This window comes from Pseudomonas sp. ML2-2023-3, from assembly GCF_037055275.1.
Taxonomy (GTDB): domain Bacteria; phylum Pseudomonadota; class Gammaproteobacteria; order Pseudomonadales; family Pseudomonadaceae; genus Aquipseudomonas.
In genome coordinates this window covers 398258-417833 of the sequence record NZ_CP146343.1, presented here as the reverse complement: position 1 = coordinate 417833, position 19576 = coordinate 398258, and the positions used below count along the sequence as shown (strand labels likewise).

Annotated in this window: 18 protein-coding genes; 11 read left to right on the top strand and 7 right to left on the bottom strand. The window is 57.7% G+C overall.

All coding sequences use genetic code 11. From position 1 onward, the window contains the following. Positions 1-117: 117 nt before the first annotated feature. From V6P94_RS01775 to secB, 3 genes are read left to right on the top strand one after another with little or no spacing between them, the layout of a single operon-like run. Positions 118-531: a rhodanese-like domain-containing protein gene (locus V6P94_RS01775; protein WP_133079126.1), complete on the top strand. Its 414-nt coding sequence runs from the start codon at positions 118-120 to the stop codon at positions 529-531. 2 nt (positions 532-533) lie between these two features. Then, positions 534-788 (top strand): glutaredoxin 3, encoded by a 255-nt coding sequence (gene grxC / locus V6P94_RS01770; RefSeq protein WP_133079127.1) that lies wholly within the window; start codon positions 534-536, stop codon positions 786-788. A gap of 41 nt (positions 789-829) precedes the next feature. Continuing rightward, positions 830-1315 carry a protein-export chaperone SecB gene (secB, locus tag V6P94_RS01765; protein WP_003438592.1) on the top strand — a complete coding sequence of 162 codons (486 nt, stop codon included), beginning with the start codon at positions 830-832 and terminating at the stop codon, positions 1313-1315. 59 nt (positions 1316-1374) lie between these two features. Here the strand turns inward: secB and trmL are convergent, their stop codons facing one another. Beyond that, on the bottom strand, positions 1375-1830 hold the full coding sequence (trmL, locus tag V6P94_RS01760; RefSeq protein ID WP_338648945.1) for a tRNA (uridine(34)/cytosine(34)/5-carboxymethylaminomethyluridine(34)-2'-O)-methyltransferase TrmL: 456 nt from the start codon (positions 1828-1830) through the stop codon (positions 1375-1377). On the opposite strand from trmL, the gene V6P94_RS01755 reads away from it, so the two are divergent. Then, on the top strand, positions 1829-2266 hold the full coding sequence (locus V6P94_RS01755; RefSeq protein ID WP_133079129.1) for a hypothetical protein: 438 nt from the start codon (positions 1829-1831) through the stop codon (positions 2264-2266). The two genes, trmL and V6P94_RS01755, sit on opposite strands and share 2 nt — an antisense overlap. A gap of 329 nt (positions 2267-2595) precedes the next feature. On the opposite strand, the gene ntrC is transcribed toward V6P94_RS01755, so the two are convergent. From ntrC to glnA, 4 genes are all read right to left on the bottom strand, one after another. Beyond that, the gene (gene ntrC, locus V6P94_RS01750) at positions 2596-4029 is read right to left on the bottom strand and encodes a nitrogen regulation protein NR(I) (protein ID WP_133079130.1); all 1434 of its coding nucleotides are present in this window, start codon (positions 4027-4029) and stop codon (positions 2596-2598) included. After that, positions 4026-5111: a nitrogen regulation protein NR(II) gene (glnL, locus tag V6P94_RS01745; protein ID WP_133079131.1), complete on the bottom strand. Its 1086-nt coding sequence runs from the start codon at positions 5109-5111 to the stop codon at positions 4026-4028. The genes ntrC and glnL overlap by 4 nt, the downstream gene beginning before the upstream one ends. Positions 5112-5473: 362 nt before the next feature. Further along, on the bottom strand, positions 5474-5890 hold the full coding sequence (locus V6P94_RS01740) for a cupin domain-containing protein (protein WP_219262548.1): 417 nt from the start codon (positions 5888-5890) through the stop codon (positions 5474-5476). A gap of 175 nt (positions 5891-6065) precedes the next feature. After that, complete coding sequence (gene glnA / locus V6P94_RS01735; protein WP_095035246.1) at positions 6066-7472, bottom strand: glutamate--ammonia ligase; 1407 nt, start codon at positions 7470-7472, stop codon at positions 6066-6068. A gap of 332 nt (positions 7473-7804) precedes the next feature. Here glnA and thiI point away from each other — a divergent pair, with 332 nt between their 5' ends. Beyond that, the gene (thiI, locus tag V6P94_RS01730) at positions 7805-9259 is read left to right on the top strand and encodes a tRNA uracil 4-sulfurtransferase ThiI (RefSeq protein WP_133079133.1); all 1455 of its coding nucleotides are present in this window, start codon (positions 7805-7807) and stop codon (positions 9257-9259) included. 140 nt (positions 9260-9399) lie between these two features. Further along, entirely contained in the window at positions 9400-11223 is a 1824-nt protein-coding gene (typA, locus tag V6P94_RS01725) for a translational GTPase TypA (protein WP_133079134.1), read from the top strand. A gap of 119 nt (positions 11224-11342) precedes the next feature. Here typA and V6P94_RS01720 read toward each other — a convergent pair whose 3' ends face one another. Continuing rightward, a complete protein-coding gene (locus tag V6P94_RS01720) occupies positions 11343-11780 on the bottom strand; it encodes a YkgJ family cysteine cluster protein (RefSeq protein WP_037031547.1) in 438 nt (145 codons plus the stop codon). Between the two features lie 265 nt (positions 11781-12045). Here V6P94_RS01720 and V6P94_RS01715 point away from each other — a divergent pair, with 265 nt between their 5' ends. From V6P94_RS01715 to V6P94_RS01700, 4 genes are all read left to right on the top strand, one after another. Then, positions 12046-14493: a glycogen/starch/alpha-glucan phosphorylase gene (locus tag V6P94_RS01715; protein WP_133079135.1), complete on the top strand. Its 2448-nt coding sequence runs from the start codon at positions 12046-12048 to the stop codon at positions 14491-14493. Between the two features lie 232 nt (positions 14494-14725). Then, positions 14726-15736 (top strand): class 1 fructose-bisphosphatase, encoded by a 1011-nt coding sequence (locus V6P94_RS01710; RefSeq protein ID WP_019821792.1) that lies wholly within the window; start codon positions 14726-14728, stop codon positions 15734-15736. Between the two features lie 247 nt (positions 15737-15983). Next, the gene (gene bamE, locus V6P94_RS01705) at positions 15984-16238 is read left to right on the top strand and encodes an outer membrane protein assembly factor BamE (protein ID WP_133079136.1); all 255 of its coding nucleotides are present in this window, start codon (positions 15984-15986) and stop codon (positions 16236-16238) included. Positions 16239-16259: 21 nt separating this feature from the next. Continuing rightward, positions 16260-16829: a lipocalin family protein gene (locus tag V6P94_RS01700; RefSeq protein WP_133079137.1), complete on the top strand. Its 570-nt coding sequence runs from the start codon at positions 16260-16262 to the stop codon at positions 16827-16829. A gap of 45 nt (positions 16830-16874) precedes the next feature. On the opposite strand, the gene V6P94_RS01695 is transcribed toward V6P94_RS01700, so the two are convergent. Further along, the gene (locus V6P94_RS01695) at positions 16875-18263 is read right to left on the bottom strand and encodes an inorganic triphosphatase (protein WP_133079138.1); all 1389 of its coding nucleotides are present in this window, start codon (positions 18261-18263) and stop codon (positions 16875-16877) included. Positions 18264-18419: 156 nt separating this feature from the next. Between V6P94_RS01695 and argE the strand changes: the two genes are divergently transcribed. Further along, positions 18420-19562, top strand: coding sequence for an acetylornithine deacetylase (gene argE, locus V6P94_RS01690; protein WP_326427567.1), 1143 nt, complete (start codon positions 18420-18422; stop codon positions 19560-19562). The last annotated feature ends 14 nt before the right edge of the window (positions 19563-19576 follow it).

Genomic DNA, 19576 nt, shown 5'->3' with positions numbered 1-19576 from the left:
TATGAAGAGGACGCGCAGTTTAAAGCGAAGTTCATGTGGCGTCACCGCCGGGCGGGGTTTGGCCGACCAAGGTGGCTGTGTATACTGGCCCACATTTTACGACCCTGGAACCTTCTGATGGTTGATCACCTGATTACATTTGCCACTGCTCACTACCTGCTTGTAGGCGCGTTTGTCATCCTGTTGGCGCTATTGATTGCTCACGAAATCAGCCGTGGCGGGCGCAGCATCAGCACTGGCGAACTGACCGGCCTGGTCAATCGCGACGAAGGTGTGGTGATTGATATTCGCCCGGTTAAAGACTTTGCCGCCGGCCACATCGTGGGAGCCCTGAACATCCCGCAAGACAAGCTGATGGCGCGCATTGCCGAGCTGGACAAGCACAAGGGCAAAACCATTATTCTGGTTGACGCTGCCGGTCAGCACTCGGGCTCCCACGCCCGTGAGCTGCTCAAGGCCGGTTACAACGCAGCCAAGCTGTCTGGCGGTATCTCCAGCTGGCGCGCTGACAACCTGCCAGTGGTGAAGTAAAGATGTCCAAGGTCATCGTTTACTCCAGCGACTACTGCCCTTACTGCATGCGAGCCAAGGCTCTGCTTGAGAACAAGGGCGTTGCCTTCGAAGAAATCAAGGTCGATGGCAAGCCACAGGTACGTGCCGAGATGGCTCAGAAGGCGGGTCGTACGTCGGTCCCGCAAATCTGGATTGGTGACAAGCATGTTGGCGGATGCGATGACCTGTTTGCTTTGGAGCGCGCAGGTAAATTGGATACGCTGCTGAACGTCTGACTCTCATTCTCTATAAGCCCCAAGATCAACAAGGATCTGTGATGACTGACCAACAGAACACCGCTGCTGTTAGCGATGAAGACACCGCTCCACAATTCTCCCTGCAGCGCATCTACGTGCGCGACCTGTCGTTCGAGGCCCCAAAAAGCCCGGCGATCTTCCGTCAGCAGTGGGAGCCGAGCGTTGGTCTGGACCTGAACACCCGTCAAAAGCCGCTGGAAGGTGACTTCCACGAAGTGGTTCTGACCTTGTCGGTTACCGTGAAAAACGGTGACGAAGTGGCCTTTATCGCTGAAGTGCAACAGGCTGGCATCTTCCTGATCAAAAACCTTGATCCGGCGTCGATGAACCACACCCTTGGCGCGTTTTGCCCGAACATCCTGTTCCCGTATGCCCGTGAAACCCTGGACAGCCTGGTAACTCGCGGCTCGTTCCCTGCGTTGATGCTGGCTCCGGTGAACTTCGATGCCCTGTACGCGCAAGAATTGCAGCGCATGCAGGAAGAAGGCAGCCCGACTGTTCAATAAACAGCCGATGCCAAAAAAAAAGCGCCTGAGGGCGCTTTTTTTGTGTGTGGGAGGTGTGTTTACTTGAAACCCAGCTGGCGCCAGGCTTCGTACACGGCAACCGCCACGGTGTTGGACAGGTTCAGGCTACGGCAGCCTTCGCGCATCGGCAGTCGCAGGCGGTGATCGCCGTCCAGCGCGTCGAGCACATCTGGCGGCAAACCACGGCTTTCAGGGCCGAACACAAAGGCATCGCCCTCGGCAAACTGCACGTCGTGAAAGGGCTTCGAACCTTTGGTGGTAAAGGCGAACAGGCGTGGATGACCCAGGCTTTCAAGGCAACTGGCCAGGTCGGCATGACGCTTGAGCGGCGCATACTCGTGGTAGTCGAGGCCGGCGCGGCGCAAGCGCTTGTCGTCCAGCTCAAAACCGATAGGCTCGATCAAATGCAGGTGGCAGCCGCTGTTGGCGCACAGCCTGATAATGTTGCCGGTATTCGGCGGAATTTCTGGTTGAAAAAGGATGACGTGAAACATGCACGGCTCCGAACTTAAAGATGGGCAGCATTCTACGCCTGAAGAGGACCCGCGACCGAAACTATGGCCACGGGTTTTAGGTTCTTTGGCGATAGTCGGTGTAATGGTAGGGATGATGATCGGTCGTTTGACTGCGCCAACCCCGGTAGAACTGCAACAGGTGGACGTGCTGGCGAACGGGTTGGTGGTGTGGTTCAGCGATGAGCCCAAGCTGCATGGTGAGCTGGTCGATGGCACCCTGGGGGTGTTGTTCGATGCCAAGGGCAAGCCGCAAAACGGCCAGTTAATGCTCAACGGCAAGAATGTGAACTGGCGGGTGCGGGATACGGACGCAGGTTTGCTGCTGACGGTGGTGGCAGCCCGTGCCTTGCAAGGCGACTGGGCCGGTGCGCCGCAGGATGGGCGCTGGCGTTTGCAGGTGAACCTGCGCGAGTAATAAAAGAGGGAATTCCAGCCTGCCTGTACCGGGTTCCCCAAAAGCGGTGTGCGCGTTGATGCAACAGGCATCAAGGCTGCGGGTGTAAAAGTGGGGAGTCTTGACCTGCCTGTATCAAGGTCCCCTAAAGCGGTGTTGCTTGTAATAGGTATTGCAGGGCGCGTGCCAATTTTTGTTTTTCTGTAGAAATTGCCTTATGAAAACGCAAAAGCCCCGGAATCCGGGGCTTTTGCGCATAACGCTCTCGCTAGGCTGAAAGCATTGATCTAGAGCTGTGCACGATATTGGGGCGGGTTGCTTTTGAGTGGTGCGGTCAGATCGAGTGCCCCTCAGGCCTCGTCGCCATCATCCTCGTCGCCATCGATCTTCATGCCCAGTTCCTTGATCTTGCGGGTCAAGGTGTTGCGGCCCCAGCCCAGCAGCACGGCAGCGTCCCGACGACGGCCCGCAGTGTGCTTGAGTGCCGTCTCGATCATGATCCGCTCAAAGGTAGGCACCGCACTGTCGAGCAAGTTGGATTGACCACGGCCCAGTGCCTGATCCGCCCACTGGCGTAGCGCCTGCTCCCAGTTGGTGACTGGAGAGGTGTCTTGCTGCAGGTTCAGCAGCTCCGGCGGCAAGTCGCTGATGTGCACTTCGCGACCCGAAGCCATCACCGTGATCCAGCGACAGGTGTTTTCAAGCTGGCGAACGTTGCCTGGCCACGGCAGGTTCTTGAGGTACTGCTCGGTCTCGGCCTTCAGCAGCTTGGGTTCTACCGACAGCTCTTGCGCGGCGCTGCTCAGGAAGTGGCGGGCCAGGGTCGGGATGTCTTCGCGACGGTCCGACAGGCGCGGGATGTGGATGCGAATCACGTTCAGGCGGTGGAATAGGTCTTCGCGAAACTTGCCGGCCTGGACCAGGGTTTCGAGGTTCTGGTGGGTGGCGGCAATGATCCGCACGTCAACCTTGACCGGGGTGTGTCCGCCAACACGGTAGAACTCGCCATCGGCCAGAACCCGCAGCAGACGGGTTTGGGTATCGGCAGGCATGTCGCCGATTTCATCCAGGAACAGAGTCCCGCCATCGGCCTGTTCAAAACGACCCCGGCGCAGGTTTGCAGCTCCGGTAAAGGCGCCTTTTTCGTGGCCGAAGAGCTCGGACTCCATCAGGTCCTTGGGGATCGCGGCCATGTTCAACGCGATAAATGGCGACGCGGCACGTGGGCTGTGGCGGTGCAGGGCGTGGGCCACCAGCTCCTTGCCTGTGCCTGATTCGCCGTTGATCAGAACCGTGATATTGGAATGGCTAAGGCGGCCAATGGCCCGAAACACCTCTTGCATCGCCGGCGCTTCGCCGATGATTTCAGGTGTTCTGGCCAGTGCCGGGGGGGCGGCCAGGCCTTGTTGTTCCTGGGCGTGCTGATTGGCACGCTTGACCAGTGACACGGCTTCATCGACGTCAAACGGCTTGGGCAGGTATTCGAATGCGCCACCTTGATAGGAGGCCACTGCGCTGTCCAGGTCGGAATGAGCGGTCATGATGATGACGGGCAGGCGAGGGTGCTGTTCGCGAATCTTGGCCAGCAAGTCCAGGCCGCTTGAGCCGGGCATGCGGATGTCCGAAATAATGACGTCGGGCTGCTGGCGAGCCAGACGGCTCATCACCCCATCGGCGCTGTCGAAACTTTGTGTGGTCATGCCTTCCTGTTGCAAGGCTTTTTCCAGGACCCAGCGGATAGAACGGTCGTCGTCGACGATCCACACGGTTTCACTTCGGCTCATGTCGATGCGGCTCCTTGTTCCAGTGGTAGAAAGATCGAGAAGAGTGTGTGGCCGGGGTGGCTTTCACACTCGATCAACCCCTGGTGCTGACTGATGATGTTCTGCGTGATGGAAAGGCCTAGCCCGGTGCCGTCTGGGCGCCCGCTGACCATCGGGAAGAACAGGGTGTCTTGCAGCTCGGCCGGAATGCCCGGCCCGTTGTCGATAATTTCGATTTTGGTGACCAGTCGGTGGCGCACGTGGCCAATGGTGAACTGGCGCATGGCGCGGGTACGCAGGCTGATACGCCCCAGCCGCAGCTCGTTTTGGCTGCCGATGGCTTGCATCGCGTTGCGCACGATGTTGAGGACGGCCTGGATCATTTGTTCACGGTCGATCAGCAGGTCGGGCAGGCTCGGGTCATAGTCGCGCACCAATGTGATGCTGCCCTGTGTTTCGGCCTCAACCAGGCTGCACACCCGCTCCAGCACTTCGTGGACATTGGTCATGGACAGCGAAGGCAGCTTGTTGGAGCCCAGCATGCGGTCGACCAGGTTACGCAGGCGGTCGGCTTCTTCGATGATCACGTTGGTGTAGTCACGCAGGTTTTCGTCCGGTAACTGACGGGCCAGCAACTGAGCAGCCCCACGAATGCCGCCCAGGGGATTCTTGATCTCGTGGGCCATGCCGCGTACCAGCATCTTGCTGGTTTCCTGCTTGGACAGCTGGGCTTCTTCTTTGGTGATGCGCAGCAAGCGGTCACGGGGGTGGACTTCGAGCAGCAGCATCGTGCCGCCATTGCTCAAGATGGGGGTTACGGCGTAATCCACCGTGAGGGTCTGGCCCGTCAGCGAGGTCAGCATGGCTTCGCGCTTGGTAAACGGATGCGCTTGCTCAACTGCCTGGCGCAGCGAATGCAGGGCCTCGGTGGACTCTGTAAAAAGCTCACTGATGAATTGCCCGTGACTGCGTTGACCGCTGATTGCCAACAGCATCTCTGCCGCCGGGTTCATGTACTCAAGGCGCAGATCGGCATTCAGTAACAGCGTGGCGGTGGTCAGGTTGTCGAGTAACAGTCGGTGCAGGGCGTCACTGATGGTCATGGGCCGATCCCGGATTGCGTGCGCGGGTGAGGCGCTGGTGCAATGAAAATGCAAAAACCAAACCAAGGCTCTGAAAAGAAGCATTAAACGCCTGAAATAGGCGCCTGAAACCCGTTCAGGCAATGCAGCCGGGCGGTGCGCAGGTGTTTTTGAACCAAATTGGGCTGGCTAATGCACAATCAAACTATCGTCGCACCAATATAGTGCATTTTTGATGAATGGATTCAGTTGCTCTGAAATGAGCCGGGGATGCTTGATTGGCGCGTTGAGGGTGGTGAGTCTGTGGCAGTCATTGTGTCGTCGCTGGCGAAGGCTGCGTTCGTCGCAAGGTCCTGCGGCCAGCGGCTACAGGTTTGGTGTTGTCAGTGAGACAGTGCCATGCCAGGCGCACCGGCATAGAACACGATCAGTTCAACGGGGGCCTTGCCGCTGATACCTCGATGGGAGGTGTTGACCACCTCGGGCAGAACCTGGCCAGGCTTGAGCGTGGTTTTGTGGATGCCGTCTTCGGTTTCGACCATCAGTTCACCGGACACCAGGTAGGCGAGGTTAGGCATGGGGTGGCTGTGCCATTTCAGCGTGGTGTTGGCCGGGAGCGTGATCTTGACCACGGTGAATTCCGGCTTGGCGTCCGGATAGCTATAAGCCGCCCCATCCCAGGACTTGTCAGCCTTGAGCAACTGCTCGACCTTGACCTCTGTGGGGGTGTTTTTACAACCCAGCAGTACCAGGCAGGCGCAAGTCAGGAACAGGGGTTTGAGGGCCATGAAAGGGTGCATGTCAGTCTCCGTTGGTTTGAGTGGCCTAAAGCTACCGATCACTCATCAAGGTGGCTGTCAGGTGCTGGCATGAATCCAGAGGCCCTGATCCTGTGCTCGCGTAAGACGTCGCCCACAAAAAAGCCTCCCGTAGGAGGCTTTTTCGAATCACGCCGCTTGCGCGGGCGTCACGGGATTAGCAGCTGTAGTACAGCTCGTATTCCAGTGGGTGTACGAAGGTACGAACCTGGATTTCTTCTTCGCTTTTCAGGGCGATGTAAGCGTCGATGAAGTCGTCGCTGAAAACGCCGCCTTTGGTCAGGAACGCACGACCTTTGTCCAGCTCTTCCAGGGCTTCTTTCAGGCTGCCGCAAACTTGTGGGATCTCTTTGGCCTCTTCAGGCGGCAGGTCATACAGGTTTTTGTCAGCTGCGTCGCCAGGGTGAGTCTTGTTCTGGATACCGTCCAGGCCAGCCATCATCAGTGCAGCGAAGCACAGGTACGGGTTGGCCGCTGGATCCGGGAAACGTGCTTCGATACGGCGAGCTTTAGGGCTGGACACGTAAGGAATACGGATCGATGCGGAACGGTTGCGAGCCGAGTAGGCCAGCATTACCGGAGCTTCGAAACCTGGTACCAGACGCTTGTAGGAGTTGGTAGCCGGGTTGGTGAAGCCGTTCAGTGCCTTACCGTGCTTGATGATGCCGCCGATGAAGTACAGAGCGGTGTCGGACAGGCCGGCATAGCCTTCGCCTGCGAAGGTGTTCTTGCCATCTTTGGAGATGGACATGTGAACGTGCATACCCGAGCCGTTGTCGCCGTACAGAGGCTTAGGCATGAAAGTAGCGGTACGGCCGTAGGCGTCTGCCACGTTGTGTACGCAGTATTTCAGGGTCTGAACTTCGTCAGCCTTTTTCACCAGAGTGTTGAACTGCACGCCGATTTCGTTCTGGCCGGCAGTTGCCACTTCGTGGTGGTGTACTTCGATAACCAGGCCCATTTCTTCCATGGCGTTGCACATGGAGGTACGGATTTCGTGGTCATGGTCGAACGGCGGAACTGGGAAGTAGCCACCTTTGACGCCTGGACGGTGGCCTTTGTTGCCGCCTTCCACGTCCTGGTCGGACATCCACGAACCTTGTTCGGAGTAGATCTTGAACATGGAACCGGAGATATCGGACTTGAACTTCACTTGGTCGAAAATGAAGAACTCTGGCTCCGGGCCGACGAAAACGGTGTCGCCGATACCGGTGGACTTCAGGTATTCCTCGGCACGAGTAGCGATGGCGCGTGGGTCGCGGTCATAGCCTTGCATGGTCGAAGGTTCGATGATGTCGCACACCAGGATCAGCGTAGGCTGTTCGGTGAACGGGTCCAGAACGGCAGTGCTGTCGTCTGGCAGCAGGATCATGTCGGACGCTTCGATGCCTTTCCAGCCAGCAATGGAGGAGCCGTCGAACATTTTGCCGTCGGTGAAGAAGTTTTCATCCAGCGCATCACGGGCCGGCATGGTCACGTGGTGCTGAGTGCCTTTGGTATCAGTGAAGCGCAGATCAATCCACTTGACGTCATGATCTTTGATGAGTTGAACCGACTTCGACATAGTGTCCTCCGGGGTGGCTTAGGGCGGGTAGTGGAATGCCCTTAATAAGTGGTTGATGCCGGCGCGAATACTCTGCCAAGGCAACCTGCCTCACAAGGGAGCAAATTGCATGCCAGTGCCCCGACTTGGGTTTAATGCCCCAATCTCAAGCAGGTTAGAGACGAAGACTACCGATTAGGCGCACTTATCGCACTCAAATGAAGCGATTAAAGGCATTTACGTCCCATTTTGGTGCGTCGAAAACCGTTTGTACGATAACTGGTTAAACCTTGAACAATTTCCGCTATAATCCGCGCCCCCCTTTTTTGGCAGGCTGCTCGCGCGCTGTTTTCATGAAACTAATCGTTAAAGTCTTCCCCGAAATCACTATCAAGAGCCGTCCGGTTCGGATGCGTTTCGTCCGTCAATTGGCTAAAAACATCCGTGCTGTGCTCCGCGATCTGGACCCGGCTGTGGTGGTGACGGGCGTGTGGGACAACATCGAACTGCAAACGCGCGTCAGTGATCCTAAAGCCTTGAAAGAAATGACCGAACGCCTGAGCTGCATGCCGGGCATCGCGCATTTCCTGCAAGTTGACGAGTACCCGCTGGGCGACTTCGACGACGTCGTTGAGAAGTGCAAATTGCACTTTGGCGATGCTCTGGCCGGCAAGATCTTTTCCGTGCGTTGCAAGCGCGGTGGCAAGCACCCATTTACCTCGATGGAAATCGAGAAATACGTCGGCAGCAAGCTGCGTCGTGAGTGCGGTGCCGCCGGAATTGATCTGAAAAAGCCGGAAATTGAAGTGCGCTTCGAAATTCGCGACCAACGGTTGTTTGTGATTCACAGTCAGCACGACAGCATAGGCGGCTTCCCGCTGGGCTCTCTGGAACAGACCCTGGTGTTGATGTCCGGCGGTTTCGATTCCACCGTCGCGGCCTACCAGATCATGCGTCGCGGCCTGATGAGCCACTTCTGCTTCTTCAATCTGGGCGGACGTGCCCATGAACTGGGCGTGATGGAAGTCGCGCACTTTATATGGAAGAAGTACGGCAGCTCCCAGCGTGTGCTGTTTGTCAGCGTTCCGTTCGAAGAAGTTTTGGGCGAAATTCTCGGCAAAGTCGATAACAGTCATATGGGCGTCATTTTGAAGCGTATGATGTTGCGCGCTGCGACCCGTATTGCCGAACGTCTCGAAATTGAAGTGCTGGTGACGGGTGAAGCGATTTCCCAGGTGTCGAGCCAGACGCTGCCCAACTTGTCGCTGATTGACTCGGCTACCGACAAACTGGTGTTGCGTCCGCTGATTGCGAGCCACAAGCAGGACATCATTGATCAGGCGGTTGAAATCGGTACGGCCGATTTTGCCAAGCACATGCCTGAATATTGCGGGGTGATTTCGGTCAACCCCAAGACCCACGCCAAACGCAACCGCGTGGAGTACGAAGAACAACAGTTCGATATGGCCGTGCTCGAGCGAGCGCTTGAGCGGGCCAAAATGGTGCCGATTGATCGAGTGATCGAGGAATTGGGCCAGGACTTGCAAGTCGAAGAAGTCAGCGAAGTGCTGGCGGGCCAGATCGTGATCGACATCCGTCACCCGGATGCTCAGGAAGATCAACCGCTGGAACTGGCTGGCATCGAAGTACAAGCGTTGCCGTTCTATGCACTGAACAGCCGCTTCAAGGAACTGGATGACACTCGTCAGTACCTGTTGTATTGCGACAAAGGCGTGATGAGTCGCCTGCATGCTCACCATTTGCTCAGTGAGGGACATGCCAATGTGCGCGTTTATCGACCGAGCTAAGAGCCCGGGGCTGTATGCCTGTGGCCTGCGTCACCGGCCCCCCGACGCCACCGTCAAGCTGTAACGGCTTGCACGGACTCTACTGTTAATCGCTGCCTGGACTCAGTCAGCACACCGAATCCTCTGATCGAGATACACAAGTGATCGAAAATCTACGTAACATCGCCATCATTGCTCACGTTGACCACGGTAAAACTACCCTGGTAGACAAACTCTTGCGTCAATCCGGCACTCTGGAGCGCAACGAGCTCAACGACGAGCGCGTGATGGACTCCAACGACCAGGAAAAAGAGCGCGGCATTACCATTCTTGCCAAGAACACCGCTATTAACTGGAACGGCTACCACATCAACATCGTGGACACCCCGGGCCACGCCGACTTCGGCGGCGAAGTTGAACGCGTAATGTCGATGGTTGACTCCGTTCTGCTGCTGGTTGACGCTCAAGACGGCCCTATGCCGCAAACCCGTTTCGTGACCAAGAAGGCTTTCGAAGCCGGCCTGCGTCCAATCGTGGTGATCAACAAGGTTGACCGTCCAGGCGCGCGTCCGGACTGGGTTCTGGATCAGATCTTCGACCTGTTCGACAACCTGGGTGCTACCGAAGAACAGCTGGACTTCAAAGTAGTTTACGCCTCGGCCCTGAACGGTATTGCTGGTCTTGACCACACCGACATGGCTGAAGACATGACCCCGCTGTACCAGTCGATCGTCGACAACGTACCGGCTCCAAAAGTTGACCGTGACGGTCCATTCCAGATGCAAATCTCGGCACTGGACTACAACAGCTTCCTGGGCATTATCGGCGTTGGCCGTATCGCTCGTGGTCGCGTCAAGCCAAACACCCAGGTTGTGGCTATCGATGCCGACGGCAAGCGCCGTAACGGTCGTATCCTGAAGCTGATGGGTCACCACGGTCTGCACCGTATCGACGTTGACGAAGCAGCTGCCGGCGACATCGTCTGCATCAGCGGCTTCGACCAGCTGTTCATCTCCGACACTCTGTGCGACCCACTGAATGTTGAAGCGATGAAGCCGCTGACCGTTGACGAACCTACCGTTTCGATGACCTTCCAGGTTAACGACTCGCCGTTCTGCGGCCGTGAAGGCAAGTTCGTAACCAGCCGTAACATCAAAGAGCGTCTGGACAAAGAACTGCTGTACAACGTTGCTCTGCGCGTTGAAGAAGGCGACACCGCTGACAAGTTCAAAGTGTCTGGCCGTGGTGAGCTGCACTTGTCCGTACTGATCGAAACCATGCGTCGCGAAGGCTTCGAAATGGGTGTTGGTCGTCCGGAAGTGATCATCCGCATGGTTGACGGCGTTAAGCACGAACCGTACGAAAACGTAACCATCGACCTGCCAGAAGAATCCCAGGGTTCAATCATGGAACAGATCGGTATCCGTAAAGGCGATCTGACCAACATGGTTCCGGATGGCAAGGGTCGTGTTCGTCTTGAATACAACATCCCTGCACGTGGCCTGATCGGTTTCCGTAACGAGTTCCTGACTCTGACTTCGGGCGCTGGCATCCTGACCTCGATCTTCGACCGTTACGACGTGATGAAGTCGGGCGACATGTCCGGCCGTCAGAACGGCGTTCTGGTTTCGGTTGCTACCGGTAAGGCTCTGACTTACTCGCTGGAAACCCTGCAAGCTCGCGGCAAACTGTTCCTGGGTCACGGTGAAGACGTGTACGAAGGTCAAATCGTCGGCATCAACAGCCGCGACAACGACCTGGGCGTTAACCCAACCAAAGGCAAGAAGCTCGACAACATGCGTGCTTCGGGTAAAGACGAAACCATCGCTTTGGTTCCGCCTATCCGCTTCACTCTGGAGCAAGCTCTGGAATTCGTACAGGAAGATGAACTGTGCGAAGTAACGCCTAAGTCCATCCGTCTTCGTAAGAAGATCCTGGGCGAAAGCGAGCGTACCCGCGCTGCGAAGAAATCCGGTAACAACTAAGTTATTTAGTTAGCCGTAAAAAAACGCCCCCGACCTTGCGGTCGGGGGCGTTTTTTTATGTCCGGGTTTTAGACGTTTACCTGTAGCCGCAGCCGGCGGCAGTGGCTACAGGTGATGCCTTAGAAAACCATCAACTTCTCGCTGCTGTTCTTGCGCTCAACGGCTTTAGGCACGTAGGCGCAATAACCAGGGCGGGGGCCCACTCGCGGGTGGTTGCGGCAGGTGTCCGGGCGGATTTCATAGATGGTGCACATCCGTGACTTGCGATCCAGATACAGGCAGTCGTTGTTGCTCATGCGCTGCAACGTGAAAATCCCGGACTTCTGGTTGAAGCGCTCCACGATCCCTTCTTTTTGCAGGCGCTTGGCGATGTTCTTCGGTGGGTCGCCCATCTCGAATTCATCGACGATGCCGATGCGGATCAGGTCTTTGATCTTGACCTCGACCGGCAACGTGCAGCAGCTGGAAATGCAGGAGCCGCACATGGGCGCGGAGTATTTGGCCCAGGTATCGAGACGGTCGATTTCCGCGGCGGCGATCAGGTTGGACTTCATCAGGCTTGTATTCCAGCGTGCATCAGGGCGCGCGATCATACCGGTGTTGATGAATGTGTGAACAACCATTTGCCGGTTTTTCGATCAGGGCCATGTTTTAAAGCATTCAACGGCGTATTTGCCTCGTTTTGGGGCATCGCACATGTCGTCAGTTTTATTTAAACAATCACCCAAAAAAATCTTTAACCAAGTCACTTTGTTTCTGTCCAAGCGTCTAGGCTGACACCATTCGTTCTTCAAATCGCCCATCTCGATTGAGGTTGTATCGATGTCCCAGGAACCGCTTGTTCGTGACGCACAGGTGGCGGCTTTCCGTGCCGCTGTAGTAGCCAAACTGACTTACGCGGTGGGTAAGGACCCGGAACACGCGTTTGACCATGACTGGTTTGAAGCTATTGCTCTGGCCGCCCGCGACCATATGGTCGAGCACTGGATGGACCACACGCGCCAGATTTATCGCAAGGACCAGAAACGGGTGTACTACCTGTCGCTGGAATTTCTGATCGGCCGCTTGCTGTATGACAGCCTGAGCAATCTGGGGTTGCTGGAGGTGGCCCGCGAAGCACTGACCGAGCTTGGGGTCGACCTGGAGCGTATCCGCCTGCTGGAGCCGGATGCGGCGCTGGGCAACGGCGGTCTGGGCCGGTTGGCCGCCTGCTTTATGGAAAGCATGTCGACCCTGGGCATTGCGGCTCACGGCTACGGCATCCGCTACGAGCACGGTCTGTTTCGCCAGAGCATTGTCGACGGCTGGCAACAGGAGCAGACCGAGAACTGGCTGGACTTTGGCAACCCCTGGGAGTTCGAGCGTGCCGAGGTGTTGTACTCGGTCGGCTTTGGCGGTTCGGTCGAGACCAAACAGGATGAGCAGGGCCAGCTACGCCAGATCTGGTGGCCGGGCGAGACCGTACGAGCTATTGCGTATGACACCCCCGTAGTGGGCTGGCGCGGGGCCAGTGTCAACACCTTGCGGCTGTGGCGGGCGAGGGCGCTGCACGATTTGAACCTGGGCCGGTTCAACGCGGGCGACCATTTGGGCGCCGTGGCCGAAGTGGTGCGGGCTGAAAGCATCTCTCGCGTGCTGTACCCGGCTGACAGCAACGAAGCGGGGCAAGAGCTGCGCCTGCGCCAGGAGTTCTTCTTTGTATCGGCCTCGCTGCAGGACCTGCTGCGTCGTCATCTGCATGTGCATGACACGCTGTTGAACCTGGCCGAGCATGTCTCGATCCAGCTCAATGACACCCATCCCTCGATTGCCGTTGCCGAGTTGATGCGCATTCTGGTCGATGAACACGGCATCGAGTGGCACGCGGCGTGGCAGGTCACGGTCGATACCTTGTCATACACCAACCACACGCTGCTTCCGGAGGCGCTCGAAACCTGGCCCGTTGGCTTGATGGAGCGCCTGTTGCCGCGCCATATGCAGATTATTTATCTGATCAACGCGCACCATATCGATGCGTTGCGGGCCAAGGGTATTCACGACTTTGACGTGCTGCGTGCGGTTTCGCTGATTGAAGAGGACCACGGGCGGCGAGTGCGCATGGGCAATCTGGCCTTCCTGGGTTCCCACAGCGTGAACGGGGTATCCGGGCTGCACACGCAGTTGATGCGCAGCACCGTGTTTGCCGAACTGCACAAGCTCTACCCTGATCGGATCAACAACAAAACCAACGGTGTCACCTTTCGCCGCTGGCTGTTTCAGGCCAACCCACCGTTGACCTCGATGCTGGTGGATGCACTGGGGCCCGATGTCCTTGATGAAACCGAGTACAAGCTGATCAAGCTGGAGCCTTTTGCCGAGCGTGCCGATTTTCGCAAACGTTTCGCCGAACAGCGCCTGCAAAGCAAATGCACCCTGGCGGCGCTGATTTATGAGCGTTTGGGTATCGTGGTCAACCCTGAAGCGATGTTCGATGTGCAGGTCAAACGGATTCACGAGTACAAGCGTCAGCTGCTCAACCTGATGCACACCGTGGCGCTGTACCAGGCCATTCGTGCCGAGCCGGGTAATCATTGGGTGCCACGGGTGAAGATTTTTGCCGGCAAGTCGGCGGCCAGTTATGAACAGGCCAAACTCATCATCAAACTGGCCAACGACATCGCCCGCACCGTCAACAATGACCCCACCGTGCGTGGTTTGCTCAAGGTGGTGTTTATCCCCAACTACAACGTCAGCCTGGCCGAAAGCATCATTCCGGCGGCGGATCTGTCCGAGCAGATATCCACTGCAGGCTACGAAGCATCGGGCACCAGCAACATGAAATTCGGCCTTAACGGCGCACTGACCATCGGCACGATGGATGGGGCCAACGTGGAGATGTGCGAGCGGGTCGGGGCGGACAACATGTTTATCTTCGGGCTCAGTTCGCAGCAGGTTGAAGCGCGCAAACACAATGGCGAGTTCCACGCGGCGCCGGATGTGGCCGCATCCCATCGGCTCAATGATGTGCTGCAGGCGATTCGCGGCGGGGTGTTTTCACACGATGACCCGGCGCGCTACACCGGGCTGGTGGACTCACTTATTGAGTACGACCGGTTTCTGGTGTGTGCGGATTTCGATGCTTATTGGGATGCGCAGATGCGTGTGGAACACCTGTGGCAGGACAAGGACGAGTGGTGGCGCAAGGCGGTGCTGAACACGGCGCGCATGGGCTGGTTCTCATCGGACCGCACCATTCGTGAGTACGCCACCGACATCTGGAAAGCGCTGTAACGCACCTGTAGTCGCTGCCGCAGGCTGCGAAGGGGGCATTTAGCCCTTGAGAGCACGGGTTGCTCTGCAACCCTTCGCAGCCTGCGGCAGCGATCACAGGGTTTTTTGCAGGTGATTTAAGGGTTCAGCAGAACCCGCTCTGTCGGTTCTGAGTCTGATTAGAAGATTTGCACGGCAACACGCGCTAAACTGCGCGGGTTTTTCGCCCCCTCCCCATTGTTCGGAGCCTTACATGTCCCGCGTTACCCTGAGTCGCTATTTGATCGAGCAGACCCGCAGCAACAACACGCCTGCTGATTTGCGTTTCCTCATCGAAGTGGTGGCGCGTGCTTGCAAAGAGATCAGCCACGCCGTGTCCAAAGGCGCCCTGGGTGGTGTTCTGGGCAGCATGGGCACCGAAAACGTACAAGGTGAAGTGCAGAAGAAACTCGACGTGATTTCCAACGAGATCCTGCTCGAAGCCAACGAATGGGGCGGTCACCTGGCCGGCATGGCGTCCGAAGAAATGGACAATGCCTACCAGATCCCGGGCAAGTACCCGAAAGGCGCCTACCTGCTGGTATTCGACCCACTGGACGGTTCGTCGAACATTGATATCAACGCTCCGGTCGGCACTATCTTCTCGGTACTGCGTTGCCCGAACGAATACCTGACCCAGAATGAGCCGTTGAACGAAAAGGCCTTCCTGCAGCCAGGCACCCAGCAGGTAGCTGCCGGCTATGCCATCTACGGTCCTCAGACCATGCTGGTATTGACTCTGGGCGACGGCGTTAAAGGCTTCACCCTGGACCGCGAAATGGGCAGCTTCGTTCTGACCCACGAAGACATCACCATTCCTGAAACCACCCAGGAATTTGCCATCAACATGTCCAACCAGCGTCACTGGGAAGCTCCGGTCCAACGCTATGTAGACGAGTTGCTGGCGGGTGAAGAAGGTCCGTTGAACAAGAACTTCAACATGCGTTGGGTGGCCGCGATGGTTGCCGACGTACACCGTATCCTGACCCGCGGTGGCCTGTTCATGTACCCGCGCGACAGCCGTGAGCCGTCCAAGCCGGGCAAGCTGCGCTTGATGTACGAAGCCAATCCGATGTCGTTCCTGGTTGAACAGGCTGGCGGTGCGTCCACTGACGGCCATCAGCGCATCCTCGATATCCAGCCTGAAGGCCTGCACCAGCGTGTAGCGGTGTACCTGGGTTCGAAAGAAGAAGTGGCGCGCATTACCGATTACCACAAAGCCTAAGCACGCCTCACTGCCCCCTCCTGTGGGAGCGGGCTTGCTCGCGATAGCATCGATACGGTCAATCAGTTGAACCGGGTTGCATGCATCGCGAGCAAGCTCGCTCCCACAGGTGTTTCAGATCATTGTCTTTGCCTGACTGACGCCCCTCGCCAAACAAATCCCTGCAACCTGCGGGAACCACCCTGCACTTTTCTCTTCTAAGCTTGCATCAGGCATCTATGCCGACCTTTCCATGCAGGAGCTTTCCATGAAGTTGCGTACTTTGGCGGTGTTGTCGTTCTGCGTATTGCTGGCGGCGTGCAGCAAGATCAATCAACAAAACTACTCAAAACTGTCGGCAGGCATGACCAAGGCTGAGGTTGAACAGCTGCTGGGCAGCCCGACCGATTGTTCGGGTGCATTGGGGGTGTCGAGCTGCACCTGGGGCGATCAGAAGAGCTTTATCAGCGTGCAATACGCGGGCGATAAAGTGCTGATTTTTTCGGGGCAGGGTCTGAAGTAATACCGCTCAGGAGCGTTCGCGATGAAACGTCTTTTAGTCAGCCTGGGGGCCGCACTGTTGCTGGCCGGGTGCGCGGGTTCCAGCAGCGATTCGCTGGCGCCCAACACCGTTGCAAGCGTCGATCTCAAACGCTATCAGGGCACCTGGTATGAGTTGGCGCGCTTGCCGATGTTCTTCCAGCGCAACTGTGCGCAGTCCGAAGCCCATTACAGCTTGAAGCCTGACGGTAACGTAGCCGTGTTGAACCGCTGCCGCACAGCAGAGGGCAAGTGGGAAGAGGCAAAGGGCACGGCAACGCCGCAGGTGGAGGGTAAAACCGACAAGCTGTGGGTCGAGTTCGACAATTGGGTATCAACAGTACTGCCGGGTGTCACCAAGGGCGACTATTGGGTGTTGTACCTGGGGGACGACTACAGCACGGCGCTGGTGGGCAACCCCGACCGCCGCTATTTGTGGTTGTTGTCGCGCAAACCGCAGGTTGATCAGCAAACCCGTGATGAATTGCTCAGCAAGGCTCAGCAGCAGGGCTACGACACGTCACGTTTGATCTGGCGTACGCCGGATGCACAGATGCCCAAAGACACCCAATAAACAAAAACGCCCCTCAGTTGGCACCAAGGGGCGTTGGCTGGGCGCTTAGGCGCGCAGCAGGGTCTTCCATGCGCGGTTCTGGTACACGGCGATGGCTTGCTGCTTACGGGCATTGAGCAACTCGTCGTTGTGCTCTGCGTCGTCAGTGATTGGCAGGTTGGCCAATTCCTGCAGCTTGTTCATCTCGCCGTACAAACGGTCCAGTTCCGGAATTTCCAGCACGTTACGCGCCAGACGCAACCAGGCCTGAATGCGCTCGATGCGCGGCAGTTGCTCGGCCAGATCTTCGGGTTGCTGCTGGTAGCGGTTCAAGCGCAAGGCAATCGCCTCATCCGACAACAAGCGCGGCAGCCAGCTGTGCAGTTGTGCGGCGCCTTGACGGTTGCCACGGGTGGTGCCGCGATCAACGGTCCAGCTGCGCGCCATCAACCAGCGCGAAGTGTTCAGTGAGAACTGGCCCCAGCGCGGGTCTTCCAGCTCTTCAAGGAACTGCTCAGGGGCGGCTTTACGAACGTCTTCGTCGTCCTGGCCGATCTGAACCAGCGGGCGCCAGTCTTCAAGCAGGGCGTCCAGCTCAGCACGCAAGGTGCTGGTGGACTGGCGTGGAGCGGCTTGACCCAGGCTGCTGACCAGCGCGCGCAGGTCAATCAATTGCTGAACCCAGTCCTGCAGCAAACGCCAGTGGCCATTGAAACGGTACTGCTCGGCCAGACGCTGGCTGTTGCCCAGCAAGTGCCAGGCCAGGGCGGCGAAGGCATCGTCCAGTGGCGTCTCGGGTGTCAGCTCTGGGGCGGGCAGGTTGACGCTGTAGCTGTTGGCGTCGAACAGGCGATAGCCACGTTCGGCCTTGCTGATGTCACAAGGCATCAGGGCCAGCTTCTCGGCCAGTTCTGCCGCCAGTTCCAGCAGGGCAGATGGCTCGCCTTCGCGCAGTTCGAGTTCCAGTTCGCAGATTTCTTCTTTCTGCTTGCCGGCAATCACGTGACCCAGGTCCAGGGCCGCTTCGATGACCACTTTGGCCTTGCCGCGGCCCCAGGAGATTTCAGCGCGTTCACGTACGAAATCAGTGGTGAAGATTGGCTTCAGGGTTTTTTTGTCCAGCTCGGCCAACTCTTCTGGCCAGCATTCGCCATCGAGCTTCTTGATGTCGAGCTTGGCTTTCGGCAGGTTCCAGTCGTACTCATTACGCTCGGACAAACCGGCGATGCTTTGGCCGCGGGTCTTGAGGGTCTGAATCACGTCTTCGCCATCGCGGCGCAGGCGCAGGGCAACCTTGGCCTTGGCCAGATCGCGCTCAGGCGTGTCGAAGTACTGGTTCAACAACTCACGGCTTTCCCAGCCACTTTTGTTGCGCTTTTTCAGCAAGGGGTGCTCGCGCAGGGCGGCGAGGGTTTCGCGGCTGACGCGGAGTTTGATTTCGGTTTCTTTCTGCATGGCCGGAAAATCCAGGATCGGTGCGCAGCCGGGAAAAGTGTGGCTGCCAAGGCCGTGCAGTGTACAGGACAAGCCGCCCCGGCGCGCCGAACGGGTTTATTCTGCGCAGCAGATGGCTCTATGATGGGCCTCGCCCCGCCAACAGGAAGTCAGCGCATGCCTTTACCTTCCATGAAAGAGCAGTTCGCTGCCTTGATCGCCACACCGTCGGTCAGTTGCACCCAGCCTTATCTGGATCAGTCCAATCGCGGGGTGATCGATTTGCTGGCCACCTGGCTGAGCGAGCTGGGCTTTAGCTGCGATATCCAGCAGATCAGCCCCGGCAAGTTCAACTTGCTTGCCACCTTCGGCAGCGGTCCCGGAGGACTGGTGTTGGCCGGTCATAGCGACACCGTGCCCTACGATGAAGCGCTGTGGCAGACCGATCCACTCAAGCTGACAGAAGTGGATAACCGCTGGGTAGGCCTTGGCAGTTGCGACATGAAGGGTTTTTTCGCGCTGGTGATCGAAGCGGTGCGCCCGTTGCTCGATCAACCGTTCAAGCAGCCGCTGCTGATTCTGGCCACGTGCGACGAAGAGACATCGATGGCTGGCGCCAGGGCGCTGGTCGAAGCCGGCAGGCCGCTGGGCCGTGCCGCGGTGATTGGCGAGCCGACCGGACTCAAGCCGATCCGCATGCACAAGGGGGTGATGATGGAGCGCATCGAGATTCTCGGGCGCAGTGGCCACTCATCCGACCCAAGCCTGGGGCACAGCGCCCTTGAAGCCATGCACGATGCGATCAGCGAACTCAAAGGCCTGCGTCAGCAGTGGCTCAACGAATACCGCAACCCGCAGTTCAGCGTGCCGCAGCCGACCCTGAACTTTGGCTGTATTCATGGTGGCGATAACCCGAACCGTATTTGCGGGCAGTGCTCGCTGGAATTTGACCTGAGACCGTTACCGGGCATGGACCCCAACGAGCTGCGGGCCATCATTCGCAGCAAGCTGCAACCTTTGGCCGAGCGCCATCAGGTGAAAATTGATTTCGCGTCCATTGCAGCCGGAGTGCCGCCATTCGAACAGGACGCCGATGCAGAGCTGGTACGGGTGGCCGAACGACTCACCGGCCATCGCGCGCAAGCAGTGGCGTTTGGCACCGAAGCGCCTTATCTTCAGCAGCTTGGCTGCGAAACGCTGGTACTGGGCCCGGGCGACATCGCCTGTGCGCATCAGCCGGGGGAATACCTGGAAATGTCACGTTTGCAGCCGACCGTGCGTCTACTGACTCAACTGGTCGAACACTATTGCCTGAAATAGTGGCGATCCCCTTT